The organism is Streptomyces sp. NPDC093094 (assembly GCF_044754345.1).
Taxonomy (GTDB): Bacteria; Actinomycetota; Actinomycetes; order Streptomycetales; family Streptomycetaceae; genus Streptomyces.
Genome location: NZ_JBIVOX010000007.1, coordinates 191,522 through 216,704, shown reverse-complemented (window position 1 = coordinate 216,704; position 25,183 = coordinate 191,522). Strand labels below are relative to the sequence as shown.

Annotated in this window: 22 protein-coding genes and 1 riboswitch; of the genes, 14 read left to right on the top strand and 8 right to left on the bottom strand. The window is 70.8% G+C overall.

What is annotated here, in order from left to right:
- Positions 1-101 precede the first annotated feature (101 nt).
- On the bottom strand, positions 102-815 hold the full coding sequence (locus ACIQGV_RS17070; protein WP_402495389.1) for a M50 family metallopeptidase: 714 nt from the start codon (positions 813-815) through the stop codon (positions 102-104).
- 48 nt (positions 816-863) lie between these two features.
- Between ACIQGV_RS17070 and ACIQGV_RS17065 the strand changes: the two genes are divergently transcribed.
- From ACIQGV_RS17065 to ACIQGV_RS17020, 10 genes are all read left to right on the top strand, one after another.
- Positions 864-1,679, top strand: a complete 816-nt coding sequence (locus tag ACIQGV_RS17065) for an SOS response-associated peptidase (protein WP_402495388.1) — start codon at positions 864-866, stop codon at positions 1,677-1,679.
- Position 1,680: 1 nt separating this feature from the next.
- Positions 1,681-2,310, top strand: a complete 630-nt coding sequence (locus ACIQGV_RS17060; RefSeq protein WP_402495387.1) for an alpha/beta family hydrolase — start codon at positions 1,681-1,683, stop codon at positions 2,308-2,310.
- Positions 2,311-2,571: 261 nt separating this feature from the next.
- The gene (locus ACIQGV_RS17055; RefSeq protein WP_402495385.1) at positions 2,572-3,267 is read left to right on the top strand and encodes a sigma-70 family RNA polymerase sigma factor; all 696 of its coding nucleotides are present in this window, start codon (positions 2,572-2,574) and stop codon (positions 3,265-3,267) included.
- On the top strand, positions 3,264-3,566 hold the full coding sequence (gene rsrA, locus ACIQGV_RS17050) for a mycothiol system anti-sigma-R factor (RefSeq protein WP_402495384.1): 303 nt from the start codon (positions 3,264-3,266) through the stop codon (positions 3,564-3,566). The genes ACIQGV_RS17055 and rsrA overlap by 4 nt, the downstream gene beginning before the upstream one ends.
- 129 nt (positions 3,567-3,695) lie before the next feature.
- Positions 3,696-5,018, top strand: a complete 1,323-nt coding sequence (locus tag ACIQGV_RS17045; protein WP_402495383.1) for an HD domain-containing phosphohydrolase — start codon at positions 3,696-3,698, stop codon at positions 5,016-5,018.
- Positions 5,019-5,268: 250 nt separating this feature from the next.
- On the top strand, positions 5,269-6,516 hold the full coding sequence (locus tag ACIQGV_RS17040; RefSeq protein WP_402495380.1) for an HD-GYP domain-containing protein: 1,248 nt from the start codon (positions 5,269-5,271) through the stop codon (positions 6,514-6,516).
- A 107-nt stretch (positions 6,517-6,623) separates the two neighbouring features.
- The gene (locus ACIQGV_RS17035) at positions 6,624-7,604 is read left to right on the top strand and encodes a tetratricopeptide repeat protein (RefSeq protein ID WP_402495856.1); all 981 of its coding nucleotides are present in this window, start codon (positions 6,624-6,626) and stop codon (positions 7,602-7,604) included.
- A 71-nt stretch (positions 7,605-7,675) separates the two neighbouring features.
- Positions 7,676-8,326 (top strand): peptide deformylase, encoded by a 651-nt coding sequence (gene def / locus ACIQGV_RS17030; RefSeq protein ID WP_402495379.1) that lies wholly within the window; start codon positions 7,676-7,678, stop codon positions 8,324-8,326.
- A 294-nt stretch (positions 8,327-8,620) separates the two neighbouring features.
- The gene (cyc1, locus tag ACIQGV_RS17025; protein WP_402495377.1) at positions 8,621-9,706 is read left to right on the top strand and encodes an epi-isozizaene synthase; all 1,086 of its coding nucleotides are present in this window, start codon (positions 8,621-8,623) and stop codon (positions 9,704-9,706) included.
- Positions 9,703-11,076 carry a cytochrome P450 gene (locus ACIQGV_RS17020; protein ID WP_402495375.1) on the top strand — a complete coding sequence of 458 codons (1,374 nt, stop codon included), beginning with the start codon at positions 9,703-9,705 and terminating at the stop codon, positions 11,074-11,076. Before cyc1 ends, ACIQGV_RS17020 begins: the two co-directional genes overlap by 4 nt.
- Positions 11,077-11,079: 3 nt before the next feature.
- On the opposite strand, the gene ACIQGV_RS17015 is transcribed toward ACIQGV_RS17020, so the two are convergent.
- The 6 genes from ACIQGV_RS17015 to ACIQGV_RS16990 form a co-directional block, all read right to left on the bottom strand.
- On the bottom strand, positions 11,080-12,057 hold the full coding sequence (locus ACIQGV_RS17015) for a GlxA family transcriptional regulator (RefSeq protein WP_402495374.1): 978 nt from the start codon (positions 12,055-12,057) through the stop codon (positions 11,080-11,082).
- 232 nt (positions 12,058-12,289) lie between these two features.
- Entirely contained in the window at positions 12,290-13,312 is a 1,023-nt protein-coding gene (locus tag ACIQGV_RS17010; protein WP_402495371.1) for a ribonucleotide-diphosphate reductase subunit beta, read from the bottom strand.
- Complete coding sequence (locus tag ACIQGV_RS17005; protein WP_402495369.1) at positions 13,303-15,660, bottom strand: ribonucleoside-diphosphate reductase subunit alpha; 2,358 nt, start codon at positions 15,658-15,660, stop codon at positions 13,303-13,305. Before ACIQGV_RS17005 ends, ACIQGV_RS17010 begins: the two co-directional genes overlap by 10 nt.
- A gap of 120 nt (positions 15,661-15,780) precedes the next feature.
- Positions 15,781-15,950, bottom strand: a riboswitch (cobalamin riboswitch).
- A 98-nt stretch (positions 15,951-16,048) separates the two neighbouring features.
- Positions 16,049-17,662 (bottom strand): monocarboxylate uptake permease MctP, encoded by a 1,614-nt coding sequence (gene mctP / locus ACIQGV_RS17000; protein ID WP_402495367.1) that lies wholly within the window; start codon positions 17,660-17,662, stop codon positions 16,049-16,051.
- On the bottom strand, positions 17,659-17,925 hold the full coding sequence (locus ACIQGV_RS16995) for a DUF3311 domain-containing protein (protein WP_402495364.1): 267 nt from the start codon (positions 17,923-17,925) through the stop codon (positions 17,659-17,661). Before ACIQGV_RS16995 ends, mctP begins: the two co-directional genes overlap by 4 nt.
- 125 nt (positions 17,926-18,050) lie before the next feature.
- Positions 18,051-18,815 (bottom strand): GntR family transcriptional regulator, encoded by a 765-nt coding sequence (locus tag ACIQGV_RS16990; RefSeq protein ID WP_402495362.1) that lies wholly within the window; start codon positions 18,813-18,815, stop codon positions 18,051-18,053.
- Positions 18,816-19,237: 422 nt separating this feature from the next.
- Between ACIQGV_RS16990 and ACIQGV_RS16985 the strand changes: the two genes are divergently transcribed.
- The 4 genes from ACIQGV_RS16985 to ACIQGV_RS16970 all read left to right on the top strand — a co-directional run bounded on the left by ACIQGV_RS16985 (position 19,238) and on the right by ACIQGV_RS16970 (position 23,957).
- Positions 19,238-20,524 carry an extracellular solute-binding protein gene (locus tag ACIQGV_RS16985; RefSeq protein ID WP_402495360.1) on the top strand — a complete coding sequence of 429 codons (1,287 nt, stop codon included), beginning with the start codon at positions 19,238-19,240 and terminating at the stop codon, positions 20,522-20,524.
- 86 nt (positions 20,525-20,610) lie between these two features.
- Positions 20,611-21,594, top strand: a complete 984-nt coding sequence (locus ACIQGV_RS16980; RefSeq protein ID WP_402495359.1) for a carbohydrate ABC transporter permease — start codon at positions 20,611-20,613, stop codon at positions 21,592-21,594.
- Positions 21,591-22,451 (top strand): carbohydrate ABC transporter permease, encoded by an 861-nt coding sequence (locus tag ACIQGV_RS16975; protein ID WP_402495358.1) that lies wholly within the window; start codon positions 21,591-21,593, stop codon positions 22,449-22,451. Before ACIQGV_RS16980 ends, ACIQGV_RS16975 begins: the two co-directional genes overlap by 4 nt.
- A 9-nt stretch (positions 22,452-22,460) precedes the next feature.
- The gene (locus ACIQGV_RS16970) at positions 22,461-23,957 is read left to right on the top strand and encodes a glycoside hydrolase family 3 protein (protein WP_402495357.1); all 1,497 of its coding nucleotides are present in this window, start codon (positions 22,461-22,463) and stop codon (positions 23,955-23,957) included.
- 290 nt (positions 23,958-24,247) lie between these two features.
- Here ACIQGV_RS16970 and nagB read toward each other — a convergent pair whose 3' ends face one another.
- Positions 24,248-25,033 carry a glucosamine-6-phosphate deaminase gene (gene nagB, locus ACIQGV_RS16965; protein WP_402495356.1) on the bottom strand — a complete coding sequence of 262 codons (786 nt, stop codon included), beginning with the start codon at positions 25,031-25,033 and terminating at the stop codon, positions 24,248-24,250.
- Positions 25,034-25,183 lie beyond the last annotated feature (150 nt).

Below are 25,183 nucleotides of genomic sequence, written 5' to 3'. Positions count from 1 at the left end.
TCCGGCGGACGGCGATCCGGGCACACCGTGCGCCGCCCGACGGTCTCCGGGCGCGGGCGCACCTCACGGACGACCGCGGCCGGACAGGGCCGGGCGGGTCCTCAGACCTCCAGCAGCCAGCGTCCGCCGCCGACGAGCGAGCACAGCGACACCGCGTGGAAGAGGAACAGCCACACACCCGCCGGCGCGTGCGTGAGCCGCGCCAGCTGGTCCGCGTCGGAGTCGCCGGCCCCGCCACGCGCCCGCTTCGCCTGCAGCTCGAACCCCGGCCGCACCCCGCCCAGCAGCAGGAACCACACCACCGCGTACGCGAAGGCCGCCTGCACCTGGGGCCCGGCCAGCCATGACACCAGGACAAACGTTCCGCCGGTCAGCACCACCGTCAGCGCGCCGTAGGCGTTGCGGATCATCACCAGCAGCGCCAGCAGCAGGGCCGTGGCCAGCCACAGCAGCAGAGTGGTCCGGCCGGCCGCCAGCAGCGCGGCGCCGCCCAGACCCAGCAGCGGGGGAGCGGTGTAGCCGGCGGCGGCGGTGAGGATCATGCCGAGGCCGTACGGCTTGCCGCGGCTGACCGTCAGGCCGCTGGTGTCGGAGTGCAGCCGGATGCCGGTGAGGGTGCGGCCGCTGAGCAGGGCCACCAGACCGTGACCGCCCTCGTGGGCGATGGTGATGGCGTTGCGGGATATGCGCCACAGACCCGGCGGCACCACCACCGCGAGCGCGGCGACCAGGGTCGCGATCACCACCCACACGTCCGGGGCGGCCTGGGTGCCGACGAGCTCGTCCCAGAGCGAGGTCGCTGTGCTGCTGTCCATGTTCCCGGGGTGCTCCCTGTTCTCGCGGAGTCTGGCAGTGTGGCATGTATGTGCGGACGGTATGCAGCGAGTCGTGGGCCCGAGGATCTCGCGGGGATCTTCGGGATCGAGAAGTGGGAGCCCGAGGAGACACTGGCGCCCGATTACAACGTGGCGCCGACCAAGGAGGTCCACGCCGTCCTCGACCGTCCGCTGAAAGACGCCGACGACCCCGGTCCGGTTCGCCAGCTGCGCAAGCTGAAGTGGGGGCTCGTCCCCTCCTGGGCCAAGACCCCCGAGGGCGGTGCCCGGATGATCAACGCACGGGCGGAGACCGTGCACGAGAAGCCGGCCTACCGCCGGGCCTTCACCACCCGCCGCTGCATCCTGCCCGCCGACGGCTACTACGAGTGGGTCACCGGCAGGCAGGAGCGGGACCTGGAGGTCGAGGGCAGGAAGAAGCGGCCGCGCAAGCAGCCCTGGTTCGTGCTCCCCGCCGACGGCACGGTCTTCGCCATGGCCGGGCTGTACGAGTTCTGGCGCGACCGCACCCTGCCCGACGACCATCCGCAGGCATGGTGGGCGACCTGCACCGTGATCACCACCGAGGCCGAGACGAGCCCGCTCGCCGTCGCCCCCGCCGACGGACCCCGCGCGCTCGCCGACATCCATCCCCGGATGCCGCTGATGCTCACCCCCGACCGCTGGGACGCCTGGCTCGACCCCGCCCGCACCGACCCCGACGGTCTGCGCGAGCTGCTCACGCCCCCGGAGCCCGGCCTGATGCGCGCCTACCCCGTGAGCACCGCCGTCAGCAACGTCCGCAACAACGGCCCGGAGCTGCTGACGGAACTGGAGGCGCCCGAGGAGGGCACACTCTTCTGACGTGACGACCGAGATCATCAGCACCGACGCGGGGGACGCCCGCATCACCTGGCACAGGGCGGACGAGGCCCGTCTCGTGCTCGCCGTCGGCCACGGAGCCGGCGGCGGCATCGAGGCACGCGACCTGAGGGCGCTGGCCGCCGTCCTGCCCGGACACGGCGTGAGTGTCGTCCTGGTGGAGCAGCCCTGGAGAGTGGCCGGAAAGAAGGTCGCTCCCGCGCCGAAGACCCTGGACGCCGGCTGGCGGGGCATCTGGCCGGCGGTGACCGGGCCCGGCCTGCCGGTGATCTCCGGTGGGCGGTCCGCCGGGGCCCGCGTCGCCTGCCGCACGGCCGGCGAACTCGGGGCGGCCGCCGTCCTCGCGCTCAGCTTCCCGCTGCACCCGCCCGGCAGGCCGGAGAGGTCCCGCGCCGAGGAGCTGCTCGGCGCCGGTGTGCCCACGCTCGTCGTCCAGGGCGGCAACGACCCGTTCGGCAGACCCGCGGAGTTCCCCGACGGCCCCCACCGGCTGGTCGAGATCCCCCACGGCGACCACGGCCTCGTCGTGCCCAAGCGGGCCGGCATCACCCAGGAAGAGGCCCTGGCCGCCGTCACCGACGCGGTCGTCGAGTGGAGCGGGTCACTCGGCTGAACCCGCGGGAATGCGGAAGGACCTGCCTTGGTTGAGGCGGACAGATGGGCCGGGAGCACCCCGGCGCCCACCGTCGTAGGAGAGGAAGTCCGCCGCATGGGTTCGACCTACTGCCCGAACCGCAGCGCACGCGCTGACCTGGACTGGACGGTGCTGCACGCGGCCAGGACCGCCCCTATTCGGGCGGCGGCGGGTGGGGATCGTCGTCTATTCTCCGATTCCGAGGGGACCGGCGACGGTCCCGCCCGGGATCTTGAGGAGGTGGGTCCGGTCACTGGGACCGACGCAGGGACCGACAACGGCCAGGCGGAGCTGCCCGAGGGCCAGGGCACGAACGCGGACACGAACAGCGAGTCGGCCACGGAGCGCAGCGCGCGCTTCGAGCGCGACGCGCTGGAGTTCCTCGACCAGATGTACTCGGCCGCGCTGCGCATGACGCGCAACCCGGCCGACGCCGAGGACCTGGTGCAGGAGACCTACGCCAAGGCGTACGCGTCCTTCCACCAGTTCCGGGAGGGCACCAACCTCAAGGCGTGGCTGTACCGGATCCTCACCAACACCTTCATCAACTCGTACCGCAAGAAGCAGCGTGAACCGCAGCGCAGCGCGGCCGAGGAGATCGAGGACTGGCAGCTCGCCCGCGCCGAGTCGCACATGTCGACCGGTCTGCGCTCCGCCGAGTCGCAGGCGCTCGACCATCTGCCCGACTCGGACGTGAAGGAAGCGCTGCAGGCGATCCCCGAGGAGTTCCGCATCGCCGTCTACCTCGCAGACGTAGAGGGCTTTGCGTACAAGGAGATCGCGGACATCATGGGGACACCCATCGGTACGGTGATGTCCCGGCTGCACCGGGGCCGCCGCCAACTGCGCGGCATGCTGGAGGACTACGCCCGCGAGCGCGGGCTGGTCCCGGCGGGCGCCGGGGAGTCGGACGAAGCGAAAGGCTCGGGCTCATGAGCTGCGGAGAGCCGCACGAGACGGACTGCAGTGAGGTACTCGACCACCTCTACGAGTTCCTCGACAGTGAGATGCCGGACGTCGATCGCGACAAGTTCAAGCAGCACTTCCGGGAGTGCTCGCCGTGCCTGGAGAAGTACGGGCTCGAAGAGGCCGTGAAGAAGCTGGTCAAGCGGTGCTGCGGTCATGACGACGTACCCACCGACCTGCGTTCCAAGGTCCTGGGCCGGCTCGACCTGATCCGCTCCGGCCAGACCGTGCCCGAGCACGACGTCACGGTGACCCCGCAGGAGTCCTGACCCCCGGGGCCGCCCCCGCCGTCACCCGTTTGTGCTAATCCGTGGGCCTCGGGCCCACGGACGCCTCCCTCCCCGCCCTAGGCTCCCCCCGAGCCTGGAGAGCCACGCTCGTACGCGGGGAGGGGCGTCATGGAGGCGATACCGGGACGGGCACGCACGTACGTCGTGTGTGTCGCCCTCCTCGCCGTCGCCTGTCTGCTGCCGCTCCCGGCCACCCCCACGCCGTGGTGGGCGGTGGCCCTCCTGGCCGGCCTCTGTGCCGCCGGGGAGCGGACCGCCCGCCGGTGGTCCGTCGGCACCTTCCACCCCGTGCTGCTCGCCGGGGCCTTTCTGCTGCCGCCGCCCGCCGCCGCGCTCGTCGCGCTGCCGGGGGCCCTGCTCTCCCGCGTCGACCGGCGCCCCGTCCTGCCGCGCCGGATCTGGCGTGCCGCCCGGCTCTCCCTCGCCGCGGGGGCCGCGGCCCGCGTGCACGGGGAGCTGGGCGGCCCGGACGCCGTCCTCACCGCCGACTTCCCGTACGCGCTGGTGCCGGCCGGGGCCGCGGTCGTCGCGTTCTGCCTGGTGCTGACCGTCCTGGACGGCGGCGTCCGCGCCCTCGTCCCGGCGCTGCCGCCCGTGGACGTGCCGGGGCGGGGCGGCCGGCACGGTCTGTTCCTGCGCTCCCTCGGGCCCCTCGGGGTGCACGGGCTGGCCGGACTGATGATGGCCGTGCTGTGGCGCAGCCCCTACGGGCCGTTCGCCGCACTGCTCGTGCTGCTGCCGATGTGCGTGTCCTGGTGGATGTTCGCCCAGTACCACCGTGAGCGCGCCGCCCATCAGGAGACCATCCGCGCGCTCGTGCAGGCCGTCGACATCAAGGACGGCTACACCCGCGGGCACAGCGAGCGGGTCGGCCAGGCGTCGATGACGATCGCGCGTGAGCTGGGCATGGACGACCGGGGCGTCGAGCTGCTCCGGTTCGCCGGGATCCTGCACGACGTCGGCAAGCTCGGTGTGCCCACCCGGCTGCTGCGCAAGGACGGGCCGCTCACGCCCGAGGAACGGCGGGTCATCGAGCTGCATCCCGAGTACGGCCACGAGATCGTGCGCGGCATCTCCTTCCTCGGCGAGGCCAGGGCCGCCGTGCTGCACCATCACGAGCGCATCGACGGCAGCGGCTACCCCTACGGGCTGGTCGGCCATCAGATACCGGAACCCGCACGGGTCGTGGCCGTCGCGGACGCCTTCGACGCCATGACCTCCACCCGCTCCTACCGGCGGGCCCGTCCCGTCGAGGCGGCCCTCGCCGAGCTGGAGCGCTGCGCAGGTGCCCAGTTCGACCCCCGGATGGTCACGGCCCTGTGCCGCGCCCTGCGCCGCGACGGCTGGCACCCCGCGGTCACGGCCGACGAGCAGCACCCCCCGCCTCCCCGCCCGCGGACCGGGGACCGGACGACGGGAGCACACCGGTGAACCGGGTCCGGGCGGCCTCCCGGCGGACACGGGACGCCTCCCGGCGGGTACCGGGCGCTGCGCGGCGGGTTCCCGCGGCCGTCCGGCGGACACGGACCGCCGTCCGGCAAACGCCCGGGCCTGTACGGCGGACGCCGGGGGCCGTGCGGTGGGTTCCCGGGCCTGTACGGCGGACGCCCGGGCCTGTACAGCAAACGCCCGGGCCTGTACGGCGGACGCCGGGGCCCGTGCGGCCCGGCGGAGCGGAATCGTGAAGGCCCGCCGGGGCCCCGCCCTGCTCACGCTCGTGCACGCCGGTGCCGCCGTGGTCGCCGTGGTCTGTCTGGCCGCCACGCTGCGGACCGGGCTGGTCGAGCGGCCGGCAGCGATCGCCTTCGGGCTGCTGATCACACTCGGCGAGCTGGCGCGGTGGACCGGGGCGACGGTCAGGGAGCCCGCCCCGCTGGGGGCCGCCGGCGCACTGTCGTACGCGCTGCTCGGGGAGCACGCGGGACACCACACCCGGCACGGCGTCGCGCAGGTCGTCAGCGTGGTGGTCGTCGGCGCGCTGCTGGGAGCCGTCCCGCACATCGCGCGCGGACGGGGCCCGACCTCCGACCAGCTCGCCCGGCGCGTGCTCACCGTGGGATTCACCGCCGTGTGCTTCCAGCCCCTGTGGAACCAGGGCGTGTTCGCCCGCTGGAGCGGCCCCGGGTACGTGCTGCTGCTGGTCGGACTGCTCGTCCTGAACGCGCTGTGCGACGCCGTGCTCGCCGCCGCGCTGGCGCGCTCCCGCACCGGATGGCCCTTCGCCCCGCTGCTGCGGGACGAGCTGCGGGCCATGCCGGGCATCGGCTCCGCGGTGGTCGCCACGGGCGTGGTGATGGCCCTCGCGGTCGGCGTCGCGGGCCTGTGGGCCCTGCCCGTGTTCTGTCTGCCGCTGCTGCTCACCCAGCTGTCGCTGCGCCGCCGCGCCGCCGTGCGGACGACGTACCGGCAGACCATCGCCTCCCTGGCCAGGGCCACGGAGATCGCCGGGTACACCCCCGCGGGCCACGCCCGCCGGGTCGCCGTGCTCAGCCTCGCCGTGGGGCGGGACCTGGGGCTGTCCGAGCCGGAGCTGACCGTGCTGGAGCACGCCGCGCTCATGCACGACATCGGACAGCTCAGCCTGCTCGACCCGGTCCCGGCGGGCGCCACGGCGGGGCTGCCCGCCGCCGAGCAACGGCGGATCGCGCTGCTCGGCGGGGCCGTCGTACGGCACACCGGGGTGGCTGCCGCGGTCGCCGTCGTCGTCGAGCGGCAGGCCGATCCCTACCGGGAGCAGCCGCCGGCCGCGCGGATCGTACGGGCGGTGAACGCCTACGAGGAGAAGACACGGGGCGCCGGACCGGGCGGCCCGCTGAAGGCACTGGAGGAACTGAGGCTGGGGACCGCCGGTGCCTATGCGCCGGACGTGGTGGAAGCGCTGGCACGGGTGCTGGCCAGGGACTGTCTGACCCCGTCCGCAGCGGGGTAACCCATGGGTAATGAGCGCCCTTCCGGCCGTACGTGGTTGGATGCGAAGGAGAGAGAGTGTCCGGGGGCACTGGCCAGCCCACTAAACGGAACTGGCAGGCGGGAATCGTGAGGATCTTCGGCAAGGGACGGCACCGGCCCTCCGCCTCCTGGCGGCAGGCCACGGACCGCGCTTTCACGCTGATCGGTGACGGCCGCTACGAGGACGCGGGGGCGCTGCTGACGCGCGCCGCCGACCTGGAGCCGTGGCTGTCGGAGTCCTGGTTCAACCTCGCTCTGCTGCACAAGTTCCGGCACGACTGGGAGCAGGCCCGTACGGCCGGGCTCAGAGCCGTCGCCCTGCTCGACCGGGAGACCGGCGCACCCGACTGGTGGAACGTGGGCATCGCCGCGACCGCCCTGCAGGACTGGCCGCTGGCCCGCCGCGCCTGGCAGGCGTACGGGCTTTCGGTGCCCGGCGGCGCGGCCGTCTCCGGCGAGCCGGTCGGCATGGACCTGGGCAGCGCGGCGGTGCGGCTGTCGCCGGAGGGCGAGGCCGAGGTCGTCTGGGGGCGCAGGCTCGATCCCGCCCGGGTCGAGGTGCTGTCGATCCCGCTGCCGTCGTCCGGGCGGCGCTGGGGCGAGGTCGTGCTGCACGACGGCGTGCCCCACGGCGAGCGGACCACCTCCGCCGGGCACGCCTATCCGGTGTTCGACGAGATCGAGCTGTGGGCGCCCTCCCCGGTGCCGACCTGGGTCGTGCTGCTGGAGGCGGCGACCGAGGCGGACCGGGACGCGCTGGAGCAGCTCGCCGCCGACGCGGGGTTCGCCGCGGAGGACTGGTCGTCGTCGGTGCGGCTGCTGTGCCGGACGTGCTCGGAGTCGCGGATGCCGTCGGACGAGGGCGACGGGGAGCATCTGGACCCCCATGACCACAGCGAGCCGGGTCATCCCGGGCCGCTGGGGCACCGGACCGACGGGCAGCTGTGGGTGCCGGAGCGTGAGTGCGGGGTGGCCGCGCCGGCCTCCCTGGTGCGGGGGCTGCTGGACGGATGGGTGGCCGACAGCCCGGACTCCAGGGACTGGCGTGATCTTGAAGAGGTTTGCTGAGCGAGCCTGACAGCACCTTTAGGCTGTACTCGCATCGTTTTCTCCAGCTTGCAGGAAGGCATACGTCGGTCATGGCGCAGCAGGACACCGATCAGCAGCACGCGGGCGTGCTCCCCGTGGACGACGAGGGCTTCGTCATCGACACCGAGGACACCGAGGCGCGGGAGAAGGCGTGGCGTGAGGCGGGGTCCTCCCGGCCGATCACGGTCGTCGGGAACCCGGTGCTGCACAAGGAGTGCGAGGACGTCACCGACTTCGGCGAGGAGTTCCAGCAGCTGGTCGCGGACATGTTCGCCAGCCAGCGCACCGCCGAGGGAGTGGGGCTCGCCGCCAACCAGATCGGCGTGGACAAGAAGGTCTTCGTGTACGACTGCCCCGACGACGAGGGCGTCCGCCACGTCGGTGTCGTCTGCAACCCCAGGCTGGTGGAGCTGCCCGCGGAGAACCGCCGGCTGGACGACAGCAACGAGGGCTGCCTGTCCGTGCCGACGGCGTACATGCCGCTGGCGCGTCCCGACTACGCCGAGGTGACCGGGCAGGACGAGAAGGGCAACCCGATCAAGGTGCGCGGCACGGGCTACTTCGCCCGCTGCCTCCAGCACGAGACGGACCACCTGTACGGCTACCTCTACATCGACCGGCTCTCCAAGCGCGAGCGCAAGGACGCACTGCGCCAGATGGCCGAGAACGAGCCCCGCTACCCGGTCGTCGCGAACGACTGAGGACGCGGTCCGCAGCGAACAACGAGTGCCCGGCCGGGAGTTGATCCCGGCCGGGCACCGTTCGTCCCGGACTGTTCGCCTGTCCGTCGCACGTTCGACCCCATAGCACTCCCGACTCCTCCACAACAGTCACACAAGGGGTCCTTCTCGGCATGTCGGGGTAGTGAATGGAGCAAATCCGTTCCCATAGCGGTCAGTTGTAGTGCTGAATGGGGAGAGCGGGGATACGCAACGGCGCACGCCCGGCACGGCGGGAGGGGTGTGCGCACTCTGGCGGCTGAGAGGGGTTTGTTCGTGTCTTCATTCCCACACGGCACCACGTCGTCGACGACGGCGTTCGCGGTTCCACCAGCACTCTCTCTGCCGGTGATCGAGGCCGCGTTTCCCCGTCGACTGCACCCGTATTGGCCACGGTTGCAGGAGAAGACCCGCACGTGGCTGCTGGAAAAACGGCTGATGCCCGCCGACAAGGTGGAGGAACATGCCGACGGCCTGTGCTACACCGACCTCATGGCGGGGTACTACATCGGCGCCCCGGACGAGGTCCTCCAGGCGATAGGGGACTACAGCGCGTGGTTCTTCGCCTGGGACGACCGTCACGACCGCGACATCGTCCACGGCAGGACCGTCGCCTGGGAGCGGCTGCGGCGGCGACTGCACCTGGCCCTCGACTCCCCCGCGGCCCATCTGCGTCATCCGGACCCGCTGGTGGCGGGGTTCGCGGACAGCGTGCGAAGGTTGTTCACCTTTTTGCCCGAGACCTGGAACGCGCGCTTCACCCGGCACTTCCACACGGTCATCCAGGCGTACGACCGGGAGTTCCACAACCGCACCCGGGGCAGGATTCCCGCGGTCGAGGAATACCTGGCCCTGCGCCGGCTCACCTTCGCGCACTGGATCTGGACCGACCTGCTGGAACCGAGCGCGGAAATCGAACTGCCCGACCCGGTGCGGAACAATCGCGCCTATCGGCGGGCGGCGCTGCTGAGCCAGGAATTCGCCGCCTGGTACAACGACCTCTGCTCGCTGCCCAAGGAAATAGCGGGCGACGAGGTCCACAATCTCGGAATCAGCCTCATCACCCATCAGGGGCTGACACTCGAAGAAGCGGTCGTGGAAGTAAGGCGTCGCGTGCTGGAATGCATCGACGAATTCCTCGTTGCGGAACGGGAGGCGCTGCGGTTCGCCGACAGCCTTGCCGACGGCACCGTACGGGGAAAGGAACTGAGCACCGCCGTGCGCGCCTGTCTGGGAAACATGCGGAACTGGTTCAGCTCCGTGTACTGGTTCCACCACGAGTCCGGCCGCTACCGGGTCGACAGCTGGGACGACCGCGCCACACCCCCGTACGTCAACAACGAAGCGGCAGGTGAGAAATGACCGTCGAGTCCGTCGAGCCCGCGCCGGCCGGGACGCCCGAACTGCGTGAGCCGCCCGTCGCCGGAGGCGGGATCCCGCTCCTCGGCCACGGCTGGAAGCTCGCCCGCGACCCCCTGAGCTTCATGTCCCGGCTGCGTGACCACGGCGACGTCGTACGCCTGAAGCTGGGCCCGAAGACCGTCTACGCCGTGACCACGCCGGACCTCACCGGAGCCCTCGCCCTCAGCCCCGATTTCAAGATCGACGGCCCGCTGTGGGAGTCCCTGGAGGGCCTGCTCGGCAAGGAGGGCGTGGCCACCGCCAACGGGCCGCGCCACCGCAGGCAGCGGCGCACCATCCAGCCCGCCTTCCGGCTCGACGCGATACCGGCCTACGGCCCGATCATGGAGGAGGAGGCGCACGCCCTCACCGAGCGCTGGCAGCCGGGGCGGACCGTCGACTGCACCTCGGAGTCCTTCCGGGTCGCCGTGCGCATCGCCGCCCGCTGCCTGCTGCGCGGCGAGTACATGGACGAGCGCGCGGAGCGGCTGTGCACCGCCCTCGCCGTCGTCTTCCGGGGCATGTACCGGCGGATGGTCGTGCCGCTCGGCCCGCTGTACCGGCTGCCGCTGCCGGCCAACCGCGCATTCAACCGCGCCCTGGCCGATCTGCATCTCCTCGTCGACGAGATCGTCGCCGAGCGCCGCGCCTCCGGCCAAAGGCCCGACGATCTGCTGACGGCATTGCTGGAGGCGAAGGACGAGAATGGCGATCCCATCGGGGAACAGGAGATCCACGACCAGGTCGTGGCCATACTCACGCCCGGAAGTGAAACCGTGGCGTCCACGATCATGTGGCTCCTGCAGGTGCTCGCCGAACATCCGGAGCACGCCGACAAGGTGCAGCAGGAAGTTGAATCCGTGACCGGTGGCATCCGCCCCGTGGCATTCGGGGACGTCCGCGGGCTCACCCACACCAACAATGTCGTCGTCGAGGCGATGCGTTTGCGACCGGCGGTGTGGATATTGACCCGGCGGGCGGTCGCCGACACCGAACTCGGTGGCTATCGCATTCCGGCCGGGGCCGACATCGTCTACAGCCCGTACGCGATCCAGCGCGACGCGCGTTCGTACGATCGGAACGTGGAGTTCGACCCCGACCGCTGGCTTCCGGAACGCGTCAAGGACGTGCCGAAATACGCCATGAGCCCGTTCAGCGTGGGCAATCGGAAGTGCCCGAGCGACCACTTCTCGATGGCCCAGCTCACGCTGATCACGGCGGCCCTCGCCGCGAAGTACCGCTTCGAGCAGGTGCCCGGGTCCGACGACGTCACCCGGGTGGGCATCACGCTGCGCCCGAACCGTCTGCTGCTGAAGCCCGTGGCGCGGTGAGGGTCAGGCGGCGTCGGCTCCGCGCGCCGGGCCCCGGAAGGTGCGCCGGTAGGTCTGGGGGGTGACACCCACCGCCCGGACGAACTGGTGCCGCAGCGCGGCCGCGTTGCCGAACCCGGTCCGGCCCGCGATCGCGTCCACCGTCTCGTCCGTCGCCTCCAGCAGCCGCTGGGCCAGCAGGACGCGCTGGCGCAGGATCCAGCGGTACGGAGTCGTCCCGGTCTCCTGCTGGAAGCGGCGGGCGAAGGTGCGCGGGGACATGTGCGCGTGCTCGGCGAGCTGCTCGACGGTGACCTCCTGGTGGAGGTTGCGCTCCATCCACCCCAGCACGTCGCCCATCGTGTCGCCCGGGACGGGCGGCAGCGGCCGGTCGACGTACTGCGCCTGCCCGCCGTCGCGGTGCGGGGGCACCACCATCCGGCGGGCGATGGCGTTGGCGACCTCCGGCCCCTCCTCCTTGCGCACCAGATGCAGACAGGCGTCGATACCGGAGGCGGTGCCCGCCGAGGTGATCACCGGGTCGGCGTCCACGTACAGCACGTCCGGTTCGATCACCGCACGCGGGAAGCGCCGGCCCAGCTCCTCCACCTGCCGCCAGTGCGCCGCGCAGCGCCGCCCGTCGAGCAGCCCGGCCGCGCCGAGCACGAAGACGCCGGAGCAGACGCTGAGCACCCGTGCCCCCCGGTCCACCGCCCGGACCAGGGCGTCGAGCAGCTCGGGCGGGTAGTCGCGGGCCACGTAGCCGCTGCCGGCGGGTACGGCGATCAGATCGGCCTCTTCGAGCCGGTCGAGGCCGTACCGCGTGGAGACGGTGAAGCCGGGGACGTGGGTGCTCAGCGTCGGGCCCTCGGCCGAGACGACCGCGAAGTCGTACACCGGAAGTCCCTGGTCGCTCCGGTCGAGGCCGAACACCTCGCAGACGACGCCCAGTTCGAAGGGATGCACGCCGTCCAGCAGCACGGCGGCCACGTTCTTCAGCATGGCTCCAGTGTGCACCCGAAGTGGCAGTAATTCGAGGGTGTGCGTCAGTCCTGCCACTGTCATGAGTGTCGATGGGAAACGACACTTACCGCATGAACGCATTCACGGACTACGTCACGATCGTCGTTCTCTTCCTCGTCCTCGCCGCTCCGGCGCTCGTGGGGGCGGCCCACGAGCGCCGGGTCGACCGTGAGATCAGCGGGGCCCGGCCGGTCCGGCGGACCCGCGGGACTCAGAAGTCCTCGTCCAGGTCGACGGTGCCCTCCACCGCGACCTGGTACGCCGAGGGGCGCCGCTCGAAGAAGTTGGTCAGTTCCTGAACGCCCTGGAGCTCCATGAAGGAGAAGGGGTTCTCCGAGCCGTACACCGGGGCGAAGCCCAGCCGTGTCAGACGCTGGTCGGCGACGCACTCCAGGTACTGCCGCATCGACTCGGTGTTCATGCCGGGCAGGCCGTCGCCGCACAGGTCGCGGGCGAACTGCAGCTCGGCCTCCACCGCCTCCGCGAGCATGTCGGTGACCTGCTGCCGCAGCTCGTCGTCGAACAGGCCGGGCTCCTCCTTGCGGACGGTGTCGACCACGTCGAACGCGAAGGACATGTGCATGGTCTCGTCGCGGAACACCCAGTTGGTGCCCGTGGCGAGGCCGTGCAGCAGGCCCCGGCTGCGGAACCAGTAGACGTACGCGAAGGCGCCGTAGAAGAACAGGCCCTCGATGCACGCGGCGAAGCAGATCAGGTTGAGCAGGAAGCGGCGCCGGTCCGCCCGGGTCTCCAGCCGGTCGAGCTTCTCGACCTCGTTGATCCACTTGAAGCAGAACCCGGCCTTCTCGCGGATGGAGGGGATGTTCTCCACCGCCGCGAACGCGGCCGCCCGGTCGTCGGGGTCGGGCAGATAGGTGTCCAGCAGTGTCAGATAGAACTGGACGTGCACGGCCTCCTCGAACAGCTGGCGCGACAGATACAGCCGTGCCTCGGGGGAGTTGATGTGCTTGTACAGCGTCAGCACCAGGTTGTTCGCCACGATCGAGTCGCCCGTCGCGAAGAACGCGACCAGACGGCCGATCAGGTGCTGCTCGGCCGGCGTCAGCTTCGCGAGGTCGGCGACGTCCGAGTGGAGGTCGACCTCCTCGACGGTCCAGGTGTTCTTGATCGCGTCCCGGTAGCGCTCGTAGAAGTCCGGGTAGCGCATGGGCCGCAGGGTCAGCTCGAAACCCGGGTCGAGGAGGTTGGTGTTGCGTTCGGACGTCACTGGCATGCCTCGCAGGACTCGGGGTTCTCAAGGGAGCAGGCGACGGCCTCGTCGGGGCTCACCTGCTGGACGGGCACGGACGCCTGCGCGGCACGGGCGATCCGGGTCGCCGGGCGCGAGCGCAGGTAGTACGTCGTCTTCAGCCCGGACTTCCAGGCGTACGCGTACATCGAGGAGAGCTTGCCGATGGTCGGCGTCTCCAGGAAGAGGTTCAGGGACTGGGACTGGTCCAGGTACGGCGTACGGGCCGCGGCCATGTCGATCAGGCCGCGCTGCGGGATCTCCCACGCCGTGCGGTACAGCGACCGGACCTCCTCGGGGATCCAGGCGAATCCCTGCACCGACCCGTTGGCCTCGCGCAGCGCCTCCCGCGTCCGGGCGTCCCACACGCCGAGGTCCTTCAGGTCCTGCACCAGGTAGGAGTTGACCTGGAGGAACTCGCCGGACAGCGTCTCGCGCTTGAACAGGTTGGACACCTGCGGCTCGATGCACTCGTAGACGCCCGCGATCGAGGCGATGGTCGCGGTCGGCGCGATGGCCAGGAGCAGGGAGTTGCGCAGACCGACGGCGGCGACACGCGCCCGCAGGGCGTCCCAGCGCTCCGGCCAGGCCGGTTCGACGCCGTAGTGGTCGGGGTGCAGCACGCCCCGGGCCGTACGGGTCTTCTCCCAGGCGGGCAGCGGCCCGTTGCGCTCGGCGAGGTCCGCGGACGCCTCGTACGCGGCGAGCATCACACGCTCGGCGATCCGCGTGGAGAGCGCCTTCGCCTCGGGCGAGTCGAAGGGCAGCCGCAGCTTGAAGAAGACGTCCTGCAGGCCCATCGCGCCGAGGCCCACCGGACGCCACTTGGCGTTGGAGCGGCCCGCCTGCTCGGTCGGGTAGAAGTTGATGTCGACGACCCGGTCGAGGAAGGTGACGGCCGTGCGCACGGTGGCGTCCAGCCGCTCCCAGTCGATGTCCTGGGCGGCCGGGTCGACGAACGCGCCCAGGTTCACCGAACCCAGGTTGCACACGGCCGTCTCGCCGTCGTCGGTGACCTCCAGGATCTCCGTGCAGAGGTTGGAGGAGTGGACGACATGGCCCGGCAGCGCCGTCTGGTTGGCGGTGCGGTTGGCGGCGTCCTTGAAGGTCATCCAGCCGTTGCCGGTCTGTGCGAGGGTGCGCATCATGCGGCCGTACAGATCGCGGGCGGGGATCGTCCTGCGCGCCAGCCCCGCGGCCTCCGCCTTGCGGTACGCCGCGTCGAACTCCTCGCCCCACAGGTCGACCAGCTCGGGCACGTCCGCCGGGGAGAACAGCGACCACTGCCCGTCGGCGTTCACGCGGCGCATGAACTCGTCCGGCACCCAGTGCGCCAGGTTCAGGTTGTGCGTACGGCGGGCGTCCTCGCCGGTGTTGTCGCGCAGCTCCAGGAACTCCTCGATGTCGGAGTGCCAGGTCTCCAGGTAGACCGCGGCGGCGCCCTTGCGGCGGCCGCCCTGGTTCACGGCGGCGACGGAGGCGTCCAGGGTCTTCAGGAACGGCACGATGCCGTTGGAGTGCCCGTTGGTGCCGCGGATCAGCGAACCCCGCGAGCGGATCCGGGAGTACGACAGCCCGATGCCGCCGGCGTGCTTCGACAGCCGGGCGACCTGGTGGTAGCGGTCGTAGATGGAGTCCAGCTCGTCGAGGGGGGAGTCGAGGAGGTAGCAGGACGACATCTGGGGGTGCCGGGTGCCGGAGTTGAACAGCGTGGGGGAGGACGGCAGATAGTCGAGGCGGCTCATGAGCCCGTAGAGCGCGGCGACCTCGTCGACGGACCGGGCGGTGTCGTCCTCGGCGAGGCCGCAGGCGACGCGCAGCAGGAAGTGCTGGGGCGTCTCGACGACCTTGCGGGTGAGCGGGTGCCGCAGCAGGTAGCGGCTGTGCAGGGTGCGCAGGCCGAAGTAGCCGAAGCGGTCGTCGGCGCCGGTGTCGACCAGCGCGTCGAGCCGCTCGGCGTGGAGCCGGACGAACTCCGCGGTCCGGTCGGCGATGAGCCCCTCGCGGTGTCCGACAGCGACGGACCCGGTGAAGGAGGTGACGCCCTGGGAGGCGGCCTCGGCCCGCACGGAGACCGTCAGCAGCCGGGCGGCCAGCCTGCTGTACGCGGGGTCCTCGGCGATGAGACCGGCCGCCGCCTCGGTGGCCAGCTCGCGCAGTTCGGCCTCGTCGGCGCGGGCCGACCGGCCGCGCAGCGCGGCGGCCGCGACCCGGCCGGGGTCGGCGTGGGGCAGGTCGGCGGTCAGCTCGGTGAGGATCCGCAACAGGGCGGTTCCGGGGGCGTCCTCGTCGGTCGGGACGGCTGAGGCCGGGTCCGCTGGCGCGATGGTCACGTGAGGCTCTCCCTCGCTCGGCACGGGGCCTGTGCGAGGGCATGGCGGCTCACGGGCGCACGCGGCGCCGAGCCCGCCGACCCACTCCACGAGGCCCGGACGTCGGGGCACCCGGACCGGTCGGCCGGGGCCGCTGTCGGCAGGTCCTCGGACTGACTTCGAGTGCGGACACGCACAAGCACACCGTTGCGGGACAGTTCCGGATTCGCACCGGATTCCCCTGCGGCGACAGCGAGATGAGCATACATGTGGTGCCGGGCGTGGCGAGCACCCCCATATGTTGTGTCGCAGAGTGTGAGTGCGGGCCGCCGTTGGGTGTACCGACAGCGGCCCGCCGGGGGTTCTCCCGTGCCCCTCGCGCGGTTCTCCGCGCTCCTGGGGACGGCCCCTAGTGGGTCACGGGAAGCTCCTGCTTCACGCCCGGGTCGCCCGCGTCCGCCGTGTAGTCCTCCGGCTTCGTCTCGTCGACGCCCTCGGGGGCCTTGGCGGCCTTCAGGACGAAGGTGAGGACGACCGTCACGGCCACGTTGAGGACGAACGCCGTCAGACCGATGTAGCCGATCTCGCCGATGCCGGGGATCTCCTTCGACGAACCGCCGAAGTGCTTCTGGGTCGGGGAGGCGACCCCGTAGGCGGCGACGGTGCCGTAGAGCATGCCCACGGCCCAGCCGGCGAGCAGGGCCCAGCGGTGGAACCAGCGGGTGAACAGGCCGCCGACGAGGGCCGGGAAGGTCTGCAGGATCCAGATGCCGCCCAGCAGCTGGAAGTTGATGGCGACCGTCTTGTCCATCGTCAGGACGAAGACCAGGGCGCCCACCTTCACCAGCAGGGACACGATCTTGGAGACCTTGGTCTCCTGCGCGGGCGTGGCGTCCGGCTTGATGAAGTCCTTGTAGATGTTGCGGGTGAAGAGGTTCGCCGCCGCGATGGACATGATGGCCGCCGGGACCAGTGCCCCGATGCCGATCGCGGCGAAGGCGACGCCCGCGAACCAGGCCGGGAACATGTTCTCGAACAGCTGCGGGATGGCCAGCTGGCCGTTCTGCACCTTGACCCCGGCCGCGATGGCCATGAAGCCCAGCAGGGCGAGCAGGCCGAGCATCAGGGAGTACAGGGGCAGGATCGTGGTGTTGCGGCGGATCACCTCACGGCTCCTGGAGGAGAGCGTCGCGGTGATCGAGTGCGGGTACATGAACAGCGCCAGCGCCGAGCCGAGCGCCAGCGTGGCGTACGTCCACTGGCCCGCCTCGGCCGGCACCAGCGCCCCGCGCGGTTTGCCCGTCGCCGGGTTGGTCTGGCCGAACGCCTCCGACGCCTTGGCGAAGATGTCGTCGAAGCCGCCCAGCTTGATGGGGATGTAGATGATCGCCACCGCGATGACGATGTAGATCAGCGTGTCCTTCACGAACGCGATCAGCGCCGGCGCGCGCAGCCCCGACGAGTAGGTGTACGCCGCGAGCACGCCGAACGCGATCAGCAGGGGCAGGTCCTTGACGAACCAGTTGGTGTCCTCGCCGCCGCCCACGCCCATCACGTCCAGCACCGCCTGGATGCCGACGAGCTGGAGCGCGATGTACGGCATGGTCGCGAGGATGCCGGTCACGGCCACCGCCAGCGACAGGCCCTTCGAGCCGAAGCGGCCGCGTACGAAGTCGGAGGTCGTCACATAGCCGTGCTTGTGGGAGACCGACCACAGCCGGGGCAGGAAGGTGAAGATCAGCGGGTAGACGAGGATGGTGTAGGGCACCGCGAAGAAGCCCGCCGCGCCCGCCGCGTAGATCGCCGCCGGGACGGCCACGAACGTGTAGGCCGTGTACAGGTCGCCGCCGAGCAGGAACCAGGTGACCCAGGTGCCGAAGGACCGTCCGCCCAGGCCCCATTCGTCGAGGCTGTGCTCGTTCTCGGCCTTGCGCCAGCGCGCGGCCAGGAAGCCCATGGCCGTGACGGCCACGAAGAAGAAGACGAACACGGCGAGAGCGACGCCGTTCACTCCGTCCTTCATCGCTGCTCACCCCCCTTGCGGGCGGCACGCCCGCGCTGGTCGCGCTGCCACAGCTTGTACGCGGTCATGGTCAGCGCCGTCGAGATGGCGACCCAGGCCATCTGGTACCAGTAGAAGAACGGGATTCCGCCGAGAGACGGGTCGGTCCTGGCGTACGAACCGACCCACAGCATGGCGACGAACGGTGCGACGAGACAGAAGCCGATGGCGACGCGCATGGGCGTCACCACCGGCTCTCTGCTCACTTCCGGGGCTTGCGACATCTTGGCGACTCCGTCCCCTCACTGATCACCTGCGTAACGGGCTGGCAATCTAGGTCACGGGACACGGCAGAGGAACCCCTCGCCCGTATATCGGCACCGGCTTTACAAAGTCGCTACTCCGCGGGCTAGTCCATGGGCCGCTTCAGGCGCGCGACGAACTTGTACCGGTCGCCGCGGTAGACCGAGCGCACCCACTCCACCGGCTGGCCCTCGCGGTCGAGGGAGTGCCGGGAGAGCATCAGCATCGGCAGGCCCACGTCGGTGCCGAGCAGGCCGGCCTCGCGCGGGGTGGCCAGCGAGGTCTCGATGGTCTCCTCGGCCTCGGCGAGATGGACGTCGTAGACCTCGGCGAGCGCGGTGTAGAGGGACGTGTACTTCACCAGCGAGCGGCGCAGCGCGGGGAAGCGCTTGGCGGACAGATGGGTGGTCTCGATGGCCATCGGTTCGCCGTTGGCCATGCGCAGCCGCTCGATGCGCAGGACGCGGCCGCCCGCGGCGATGTCGAGGAGCACGGCGAGGCGGTCGTCGGCGGTGATGTAGCCGATGTCGAGCAGCTGTGAGGTCGGCTCCAGGCCCTGGGCGCGCATGTCCTCGGTGTAGGAGGTCAGCTGGAGCGCCTGGGAGACCTTGGGCTTGGCCACGAAGGTGCCCTTGCCCTGGATGCGTTCGAGCCGGCCCTCGACGACGAGTTCCTGGAGTGCCTGGCGCACGGTGGTGCGGGAGGTGTCGAACTCGGCGGCCAGGGTGCGCTCGGGCGGGACGGGGGTGCCGGGCGGCAGCGTCTCCGTCATGTCGAGCAGATGCTTCTTCAGGCGGTAGTACTTGGGCACGCGCGCGGTACGGACGGTCGCCCCACCCTCGTTCTCCGCACTGCTGACGTCGGTGCTCATGCTCTGCCTTCCCGGCTCCGGGTGCCGAAGCGACCGACATGCTCATCGGCCGCGGCTCACATCGTGGCACGGCTTCGCGGGCGGGTCTCCAGTCCGGCGCCTCCGCACGCTCCGTGATCTCCTCTGTATACCCCTGGGGCCCTCGTTGGTCTAGTCCAACACCTTGTCAAGACGGGGTGGTCCAGTCGCAGTGGTCCGTCCGTTTGGTCGCTTGCGGAATGAAAGGTCCCTGCATATCTCGGTCCCATCACGGACGCCCGGAGCCCGCTTGAACACCCTTGACAGCCCTATTGGTCTGGGCCAAGCTCCGGGTACTGGTCTACACCATTGGTCCAGGTCCCGGCCCCACGGAACGATACGCACGGCGTTGACGCCTCACCGCGGGGACGAGGGGGGTTTGTGGCATCCCTGAGGAGGGTGGCGTGAAGCGCAAGCTGGTAGCCGCGATCGGTATCGCGGGCATGATCTTCTCCATCGCGGCGTGCGGGGGCAGTGACGACAACGGAAGCGGCGGCGACAAGGGCGGCGACGCCAAGGAGCTGACCGTCTGGCTGACCGTCGACGCGCAGAACAACTGGCCCGAGCTGGTGAAGGCCGCCGACGACGCGGTCGCCAAGAAGCACCCCGGCATCAAGATCAAGCACGAGTACTACGGCTGGCCGGACAAGAACGCCAAGCTCGACGCCGTTCTCGCCACGGACAAGGCCCCCGACGTCGTCGAGATGGGCAACACCGAGATGCTCCCGTACGTCGTCAAGGGCGCGTTCGCCCCGGTCGACCCGGCGAAGTTCGACCAGTCCGACGCCTGGCTCGACGGCCTCAAGGACTCGGTGACGTACGAGGGCAAGACCTACGGCGTGCCGTACTACGCCGGTACCCGCGTGGGCAACTTCCGCAAGGACGTCTTCGGCCAGGTCGGCGTCAAGGCCGCCCCGAAGACCTACGCCGAGCTCACCGCCGCCCTGGACAAGGTCCAGAAGAAGCAGGGCGACAAGTTCAACGCCTGGTACCAGCCCTCCCGCGACTGGTACGCCGCCATGTCCTTCGTCTACGACGCCGGCGGCTCCATCGCCAAGGAGGAGGGCGGCCAGTGGAAGGCCAGCCTCTCCTCGCCCGAGTCCCTCAAGGGCCTCAGCGAGTTCAAGAAGGTCCTGGACACCTACATGCACGGTGACAAGACCAAGGACGAGGCCGACCGCTACATCGTCTACGGCCAGGGCAAGTCCGGCATGATCTTCGCCCCGGCCTGGGAGGGCGGCAGCGCCGCCGACCCGAAGAACGACAAGACCGGCAAGCTCAAGGACAACGTCGAGAACTTCGTGATGCCCGGCCCGTCCGGCAAGAACCTCCCGGTCTTCCTCGGCGGTTCCGACCTCGCCGTCCCGGTGAAGTCCGACGCGCAGGACGTCGCCGCCGAGTGGATCAACGCCCTCACCGGCGCCGCCGGCCAGAAGGGTCTGATGGGCAAGGGCAACCTGCCCAACAACAAGACCGACCTCGCCACCCTGAAGAACGACCCGGCGACGGTCGTCCCGGCCACCGCCGCCGAGTCCAACTGGTTCGTCCCGATGGCGCCCGGCTGGGGCCAGGTCGAGAAGGCCCAGGTCCTGCAGAACATGCTGCAGAGCATCGGCACCGGCAAGAAGTCGGTCGAGGACGCCGCGAAGGAAGCGGACGCCGCGATCGACAAGGTCATCAACACCAAGTGACCTGAGGCGGGGCTCCGTTGCAGGCGGAGCCCCGCCCTTCTTTCCGTAGGACCTGTACGACCTGAGGTACCGCCAAGGAGCGCGCGATGAGTGCCGACACGACCACCCCTGCCAAGGTGCCGCCTCAGCGGCAGGCGCCACCGCCGGCCGCCCAGGACCACCCCCGCGCGAAACGGACGTACGGCCCGGCCGTCACCGCCTGGCTGCTGCTCGCGCCCTGTCTGCTGATCCTCGCCCTGGTCATGGGCTATCCGCTCGTCCGCCTGGTCACCCTGTCCTTCCAGAAGTTCGGCCAGCCCCAGCTGTGGGGCTTCCAGCCGGCCGAGTCGGTCGGCTTCGAGAACTTCTCCAAGGTGCTCGGCGACAGCGAGTTCTGGACCGTCGTCCTGCGCACGGTGCTCTTCGCCCTCGGCGCGGTGATCTTCACGATGGTCATCGGCATGCTGATCGCCCTGCTGCTCCAGCGGGTCTCCGGCTGGGTGAAGATCCTGATCAACATCGCCCTGGTGGCCAGCTGGGGCATGCCCGTCATCGTCGCGACCACCGTCTTCAAGTGGCTCTTCGACGCCGACTACGGCATCCTCAACGCGCTCGTCAGCAAGCTGCCCGGCGTCGACATGATCGGCCACAACTGGTTCGCCAGCGGCGCCCAGGGCCTCACCGTGATCATGATCCTGGTGGTCTGGGGAGCCGTCCCCTTCGTCGTGATCACCCTCAGCGCCGGTCTCACCCAGGTCCCCAAGGAGATGGAGGAGGCCGCCCGGCTCGACGGCGCGGGCTCCTGGGGCGTCTTCCGGTACGTCACCCTGCCCATCCTCAAGCCGATCATCGTGATGCTCACGACCCTGTCGGTCATCTGGGACATGGGTGTCTTCCCTCAGGTCTTCGTGATGCGCAACGGCCACCCCGAGCCCGAGTTCCAGATCCTCAACACCTACTCCTACGACCGCGCCTTCGTGATCAACGACTACGCCCAGGGCTCGGCGATCGCTGTGATCACCGTGCTGCTGCTGCTCGGCGTGGTCGCCGTGTACATGCGTCAGATGCTGAAGATCGGAGAGGTCGAATGAGCGCACTCGCCACCAAGGCGGTCGACTCCGGGACTTCCGGGCGGCGCTCCAGGCTCGGCTGGAACATCATCGGCCTGTTCGTCTTCGCCGTCGTCGGCTTCCCCGTCTACTGGATGCTCAACACCGCGTTCAAGCCGGCCAAGGACGCCATCGACCCCGACCCCAGCATCTTCCCGACGGGGCTGACCCTGTCCAACTTCAGCCGCGCGCTGGACATCGCCGACTTCTGGGGCCCGGTCGGCCGCAGCCTCCTGGTCTCCGTGGTCGTGGTCCTGATCGGCATCGTCATCGGCCTGCTCGCCGCCCTCGCCATCTCCCGGTTCGCCTTCCGCGGCCGCAAGATCGTGATCGTCGGCATCCTCGCGGTCCAGATGGTCCCGCTGGTCGCCATGATCATCCCGGTCTTCCTGCTGCTCAACGACCTGGGCCAGTACGACAGGCTCACCGGCCTGATCATCACGTACCTGACCTTCGTCCTGCCGTTCACGGTGTGGACCCTGCGCGGCTTCATCGTCAACATCCCCAAGGAGCTGGAGGAGGCCGCGATGGTCGACGGCTGCTCCCGCACCGGCGCCTTCGTCCGTGTCGTCTTCCCGCTCCTGGCCCCCGGCCTGGTCGCCACCTCCGTCTACGGCTTCATCCAGGCATGGAACGAGTACCTCTACGCCCTGATGCTGCTCAGCCAGCAGAACCAGACCGCGACCGTCTGGCTCGGCAACTTCACCACCAAGCACGGCACCGAGTACGCCCCGATGATGGCCGGCGCCACCATGATGGCCGTGCCGATCGTCGTCCTCTTCCTCCTCGTCCAGCGCAAGATGGCCGCGGGTCTGACCGCCGGCGCCGTGAAGGGATAACGCCCTCCGATGACGACATTCGCCAGCGGCACCACCGCGTCCAGGGACGGCCTGACCCGTGACGCGCTGACGGTCCTCCAGCCCGGCTTCCCCGGCACCACGGCCCCCGACTGGCTGCTGCGCCGCCTCGGCGAGGGCCTGGCGTCGGTCGGCCTGTTCGGCCGCAACATCGCCTCCTCCGAGCAGCTGGCCGCACTCACCGCACAGCTGCGCGCCGAGTGCGAGGACGTCCTCGTCGCCATCGACGAGGAGGGCGGTGACGTGACCCGGCTGGAGGTGCGCACCGGCTCCTCCTTCCCCGGCAACAACGCCCTCGGCGCGGTCGACGACACGGAGCTGACCCGGCAGGTCGCCCACGAGCTGGGCCGCCGCCTCGCCGAGTGCGGGGTCACCTTCAACTGGGCGCCGTCCGCCGACGTCAACTCCAACGCCGACAACCCGGTGATCGGCGTGCGCTCCTTCGGCGCCGACCCCGCCCTCGTCGCCCGGCACACCGCCGCCTACGTCGAGGGCCTCCAGTCGGCCGGCGTCGCCGCCTGCACCAAGCACTTCCCCGGGCACGGCGACACCAGCGTCGACTCCCATCACGCGCTGCCCCGGATCGACGCGGACCCGGCGGTGCTCGCCGAGCGTGAACTCGCCCCGTTCCGCGCGGCGATCGCCGCCGGCTCCCGCGCCGTGATGAGCGCCCACATCCTGGTCCCGGCGCTGGACCCGGAGCACCCGGCAACGTTGTCCCGCCGCATCCTGACCGACCTGCTGCGCGGCGAACTCGGCTACGACGGCCTCATCGTCACCGACGGCATGGAGATGCAGGCCATCTCCTCCGCCTACGGCATCGAACGCGGCAGTGTCCTCGCTCTCGCCGCCGGTGCCGACGCCATCTGCGTGGGCGGCGGCCTCGCCGACGACGACACCGTCCGCCGGCTGCGCGACGCCCTGGTCTCCGCGGTCCGCGCCGGAGAGCTCCCCGAGGAGCGCCTCGCGGACGCCGCCGAACGCGTACGGAAGCTGGCCCGCTGGACGGCATCGGCCGCGGGCGGCTCCACCGGCGCCGCCGACACCGAGGTCGGCCTGCGCGCCGCCCGCCGCGCCCTGCGCGTCACCGGTGCCGACGGGTTCACGCCCCTCACCGAGGCGCCCTACGTCGCCACCCTCACCCCGGTCGCCAACATCGCGGTCGGCGACGAGACGCCGTGGGGCGTGGCGGCGGAGCTGGGCACCCTGCTCCCCGGCACCGGGTCCGGCACGTACTCGGGCGACGACGCCGGCCACGCCGCACTGAAGGCGGCGGGGGAGCGCAGGATCGTCGCGGTCGTCCGCGACGAGCACCGCCACGGGTGGATGGGGAGCGCGCTGGACACCCTCCTGGCGGTCCGCCCGGACACGATCGTGGTGGAGATGGGCCTGCCCCAGGCGCCCGCCCGCGGAGCCCTGCACATCGCCACGCACGGGGCGGCCAGGGTGTGCGGCCGGGCGGCTGCGGAGGTCGTCGCCGGGGCCTGACCCCCCGGACCACCCGAGCAGAAGGCGCCGGTTCCCCAGGGGAGGGAACCGGCGCCTTTTCACTTTCCTGACGCCGCGTGACGTCGCCCTCCGGGTGCGGGGCGCGCGTGCTCGCTCGCGCGGCTCCCCGCGCCCCCGGGGCGTCGGAGTGCCGTCGGCTTCGAGGCGCGGTCGGCTCCGGCGGGATCCCCGGCAGGGCCGCGCGTACGCGCCCCCGGGGCGCGGGCAACCGCGCGCTCAGCCCCGCAGGCCCCGCACCCCGAAGCCGGCGGCACCCGGCAGGGACCCGCTCAGATGCCCTGCCAGGCCGGCTTGTTCGCGTAGGTGTGCCGGAAGTAGTCCGCCAGCTTCAGCTTGGACGCCGCGCCCTCGTCGACGACGACCGTGGCGTGCGGGTGGAGCTGGAGCGCCGAGGCGGGGCACACCGCGGCGACGGGCCCCTCCACGGTCGCCGCGACCGCGTCCGCCTTGCCCTCGCCCGTGGCCAGCAGCACCAGATGCCGGGCCTCCAGGATGGTGCCGATGCCCTGGGTGATCACGTGGTGCGGCACCTGCTCGATGTCGCCGTCGAAGAAACGGGCGTTGTCGACCCGGGTCTGCTCGGTGAGCGTCTTGATGCGGGTGCGCGAGGCCAGCGACGAGCACGGCTCGTTGAACCCGATGTGCCCGTCCGTGCCGATGCCGAGCAGCTGGAGGTCCACGCCGCCGACCCCCGCGAGGGCCCGGTCGTACGCCTCGCACGCGGCCTGCACGTCCTGCGCCGTGCCGTCCGGGCCCATGAACGCGTCCATGGGGACGCCGAGCGGCTCCAGCACCTCGCGCCGCAGCACCGAGCGGTAGGACTCGGGGTGGTCGGCGGGCAGCCCCACGTACTCGTCGAGCTGGGCGATCCTCGCCCGGGAGGCGTCCACCGCGCCGGAGCGGACCTTCGCCGTCAGCGCCTGGTAGATGGGCAGCGGGGTCGAGCCGGTCGCCACGCCGAGCAGCGCGTCGGGCTTGCGGCGCAGCAGCTGAGCCATGGCCTCGGCTATCAGCTCGCCGCCGGCCTCGGCATCCGGAACGATGACAACTTCCACGCTGGGCCTGCCGTTCTGGAGAGGGGTCTCGAGGGCACCCGAAAGGGATATGTGGTTTAGACCAATCTAACAGAGCGGACCCGCCGCGGCAGCCCGATCCGGGCCGCTTCCCCCTTCATGAAAAACCCTGCGGCGGCGACCCGCCCGCCG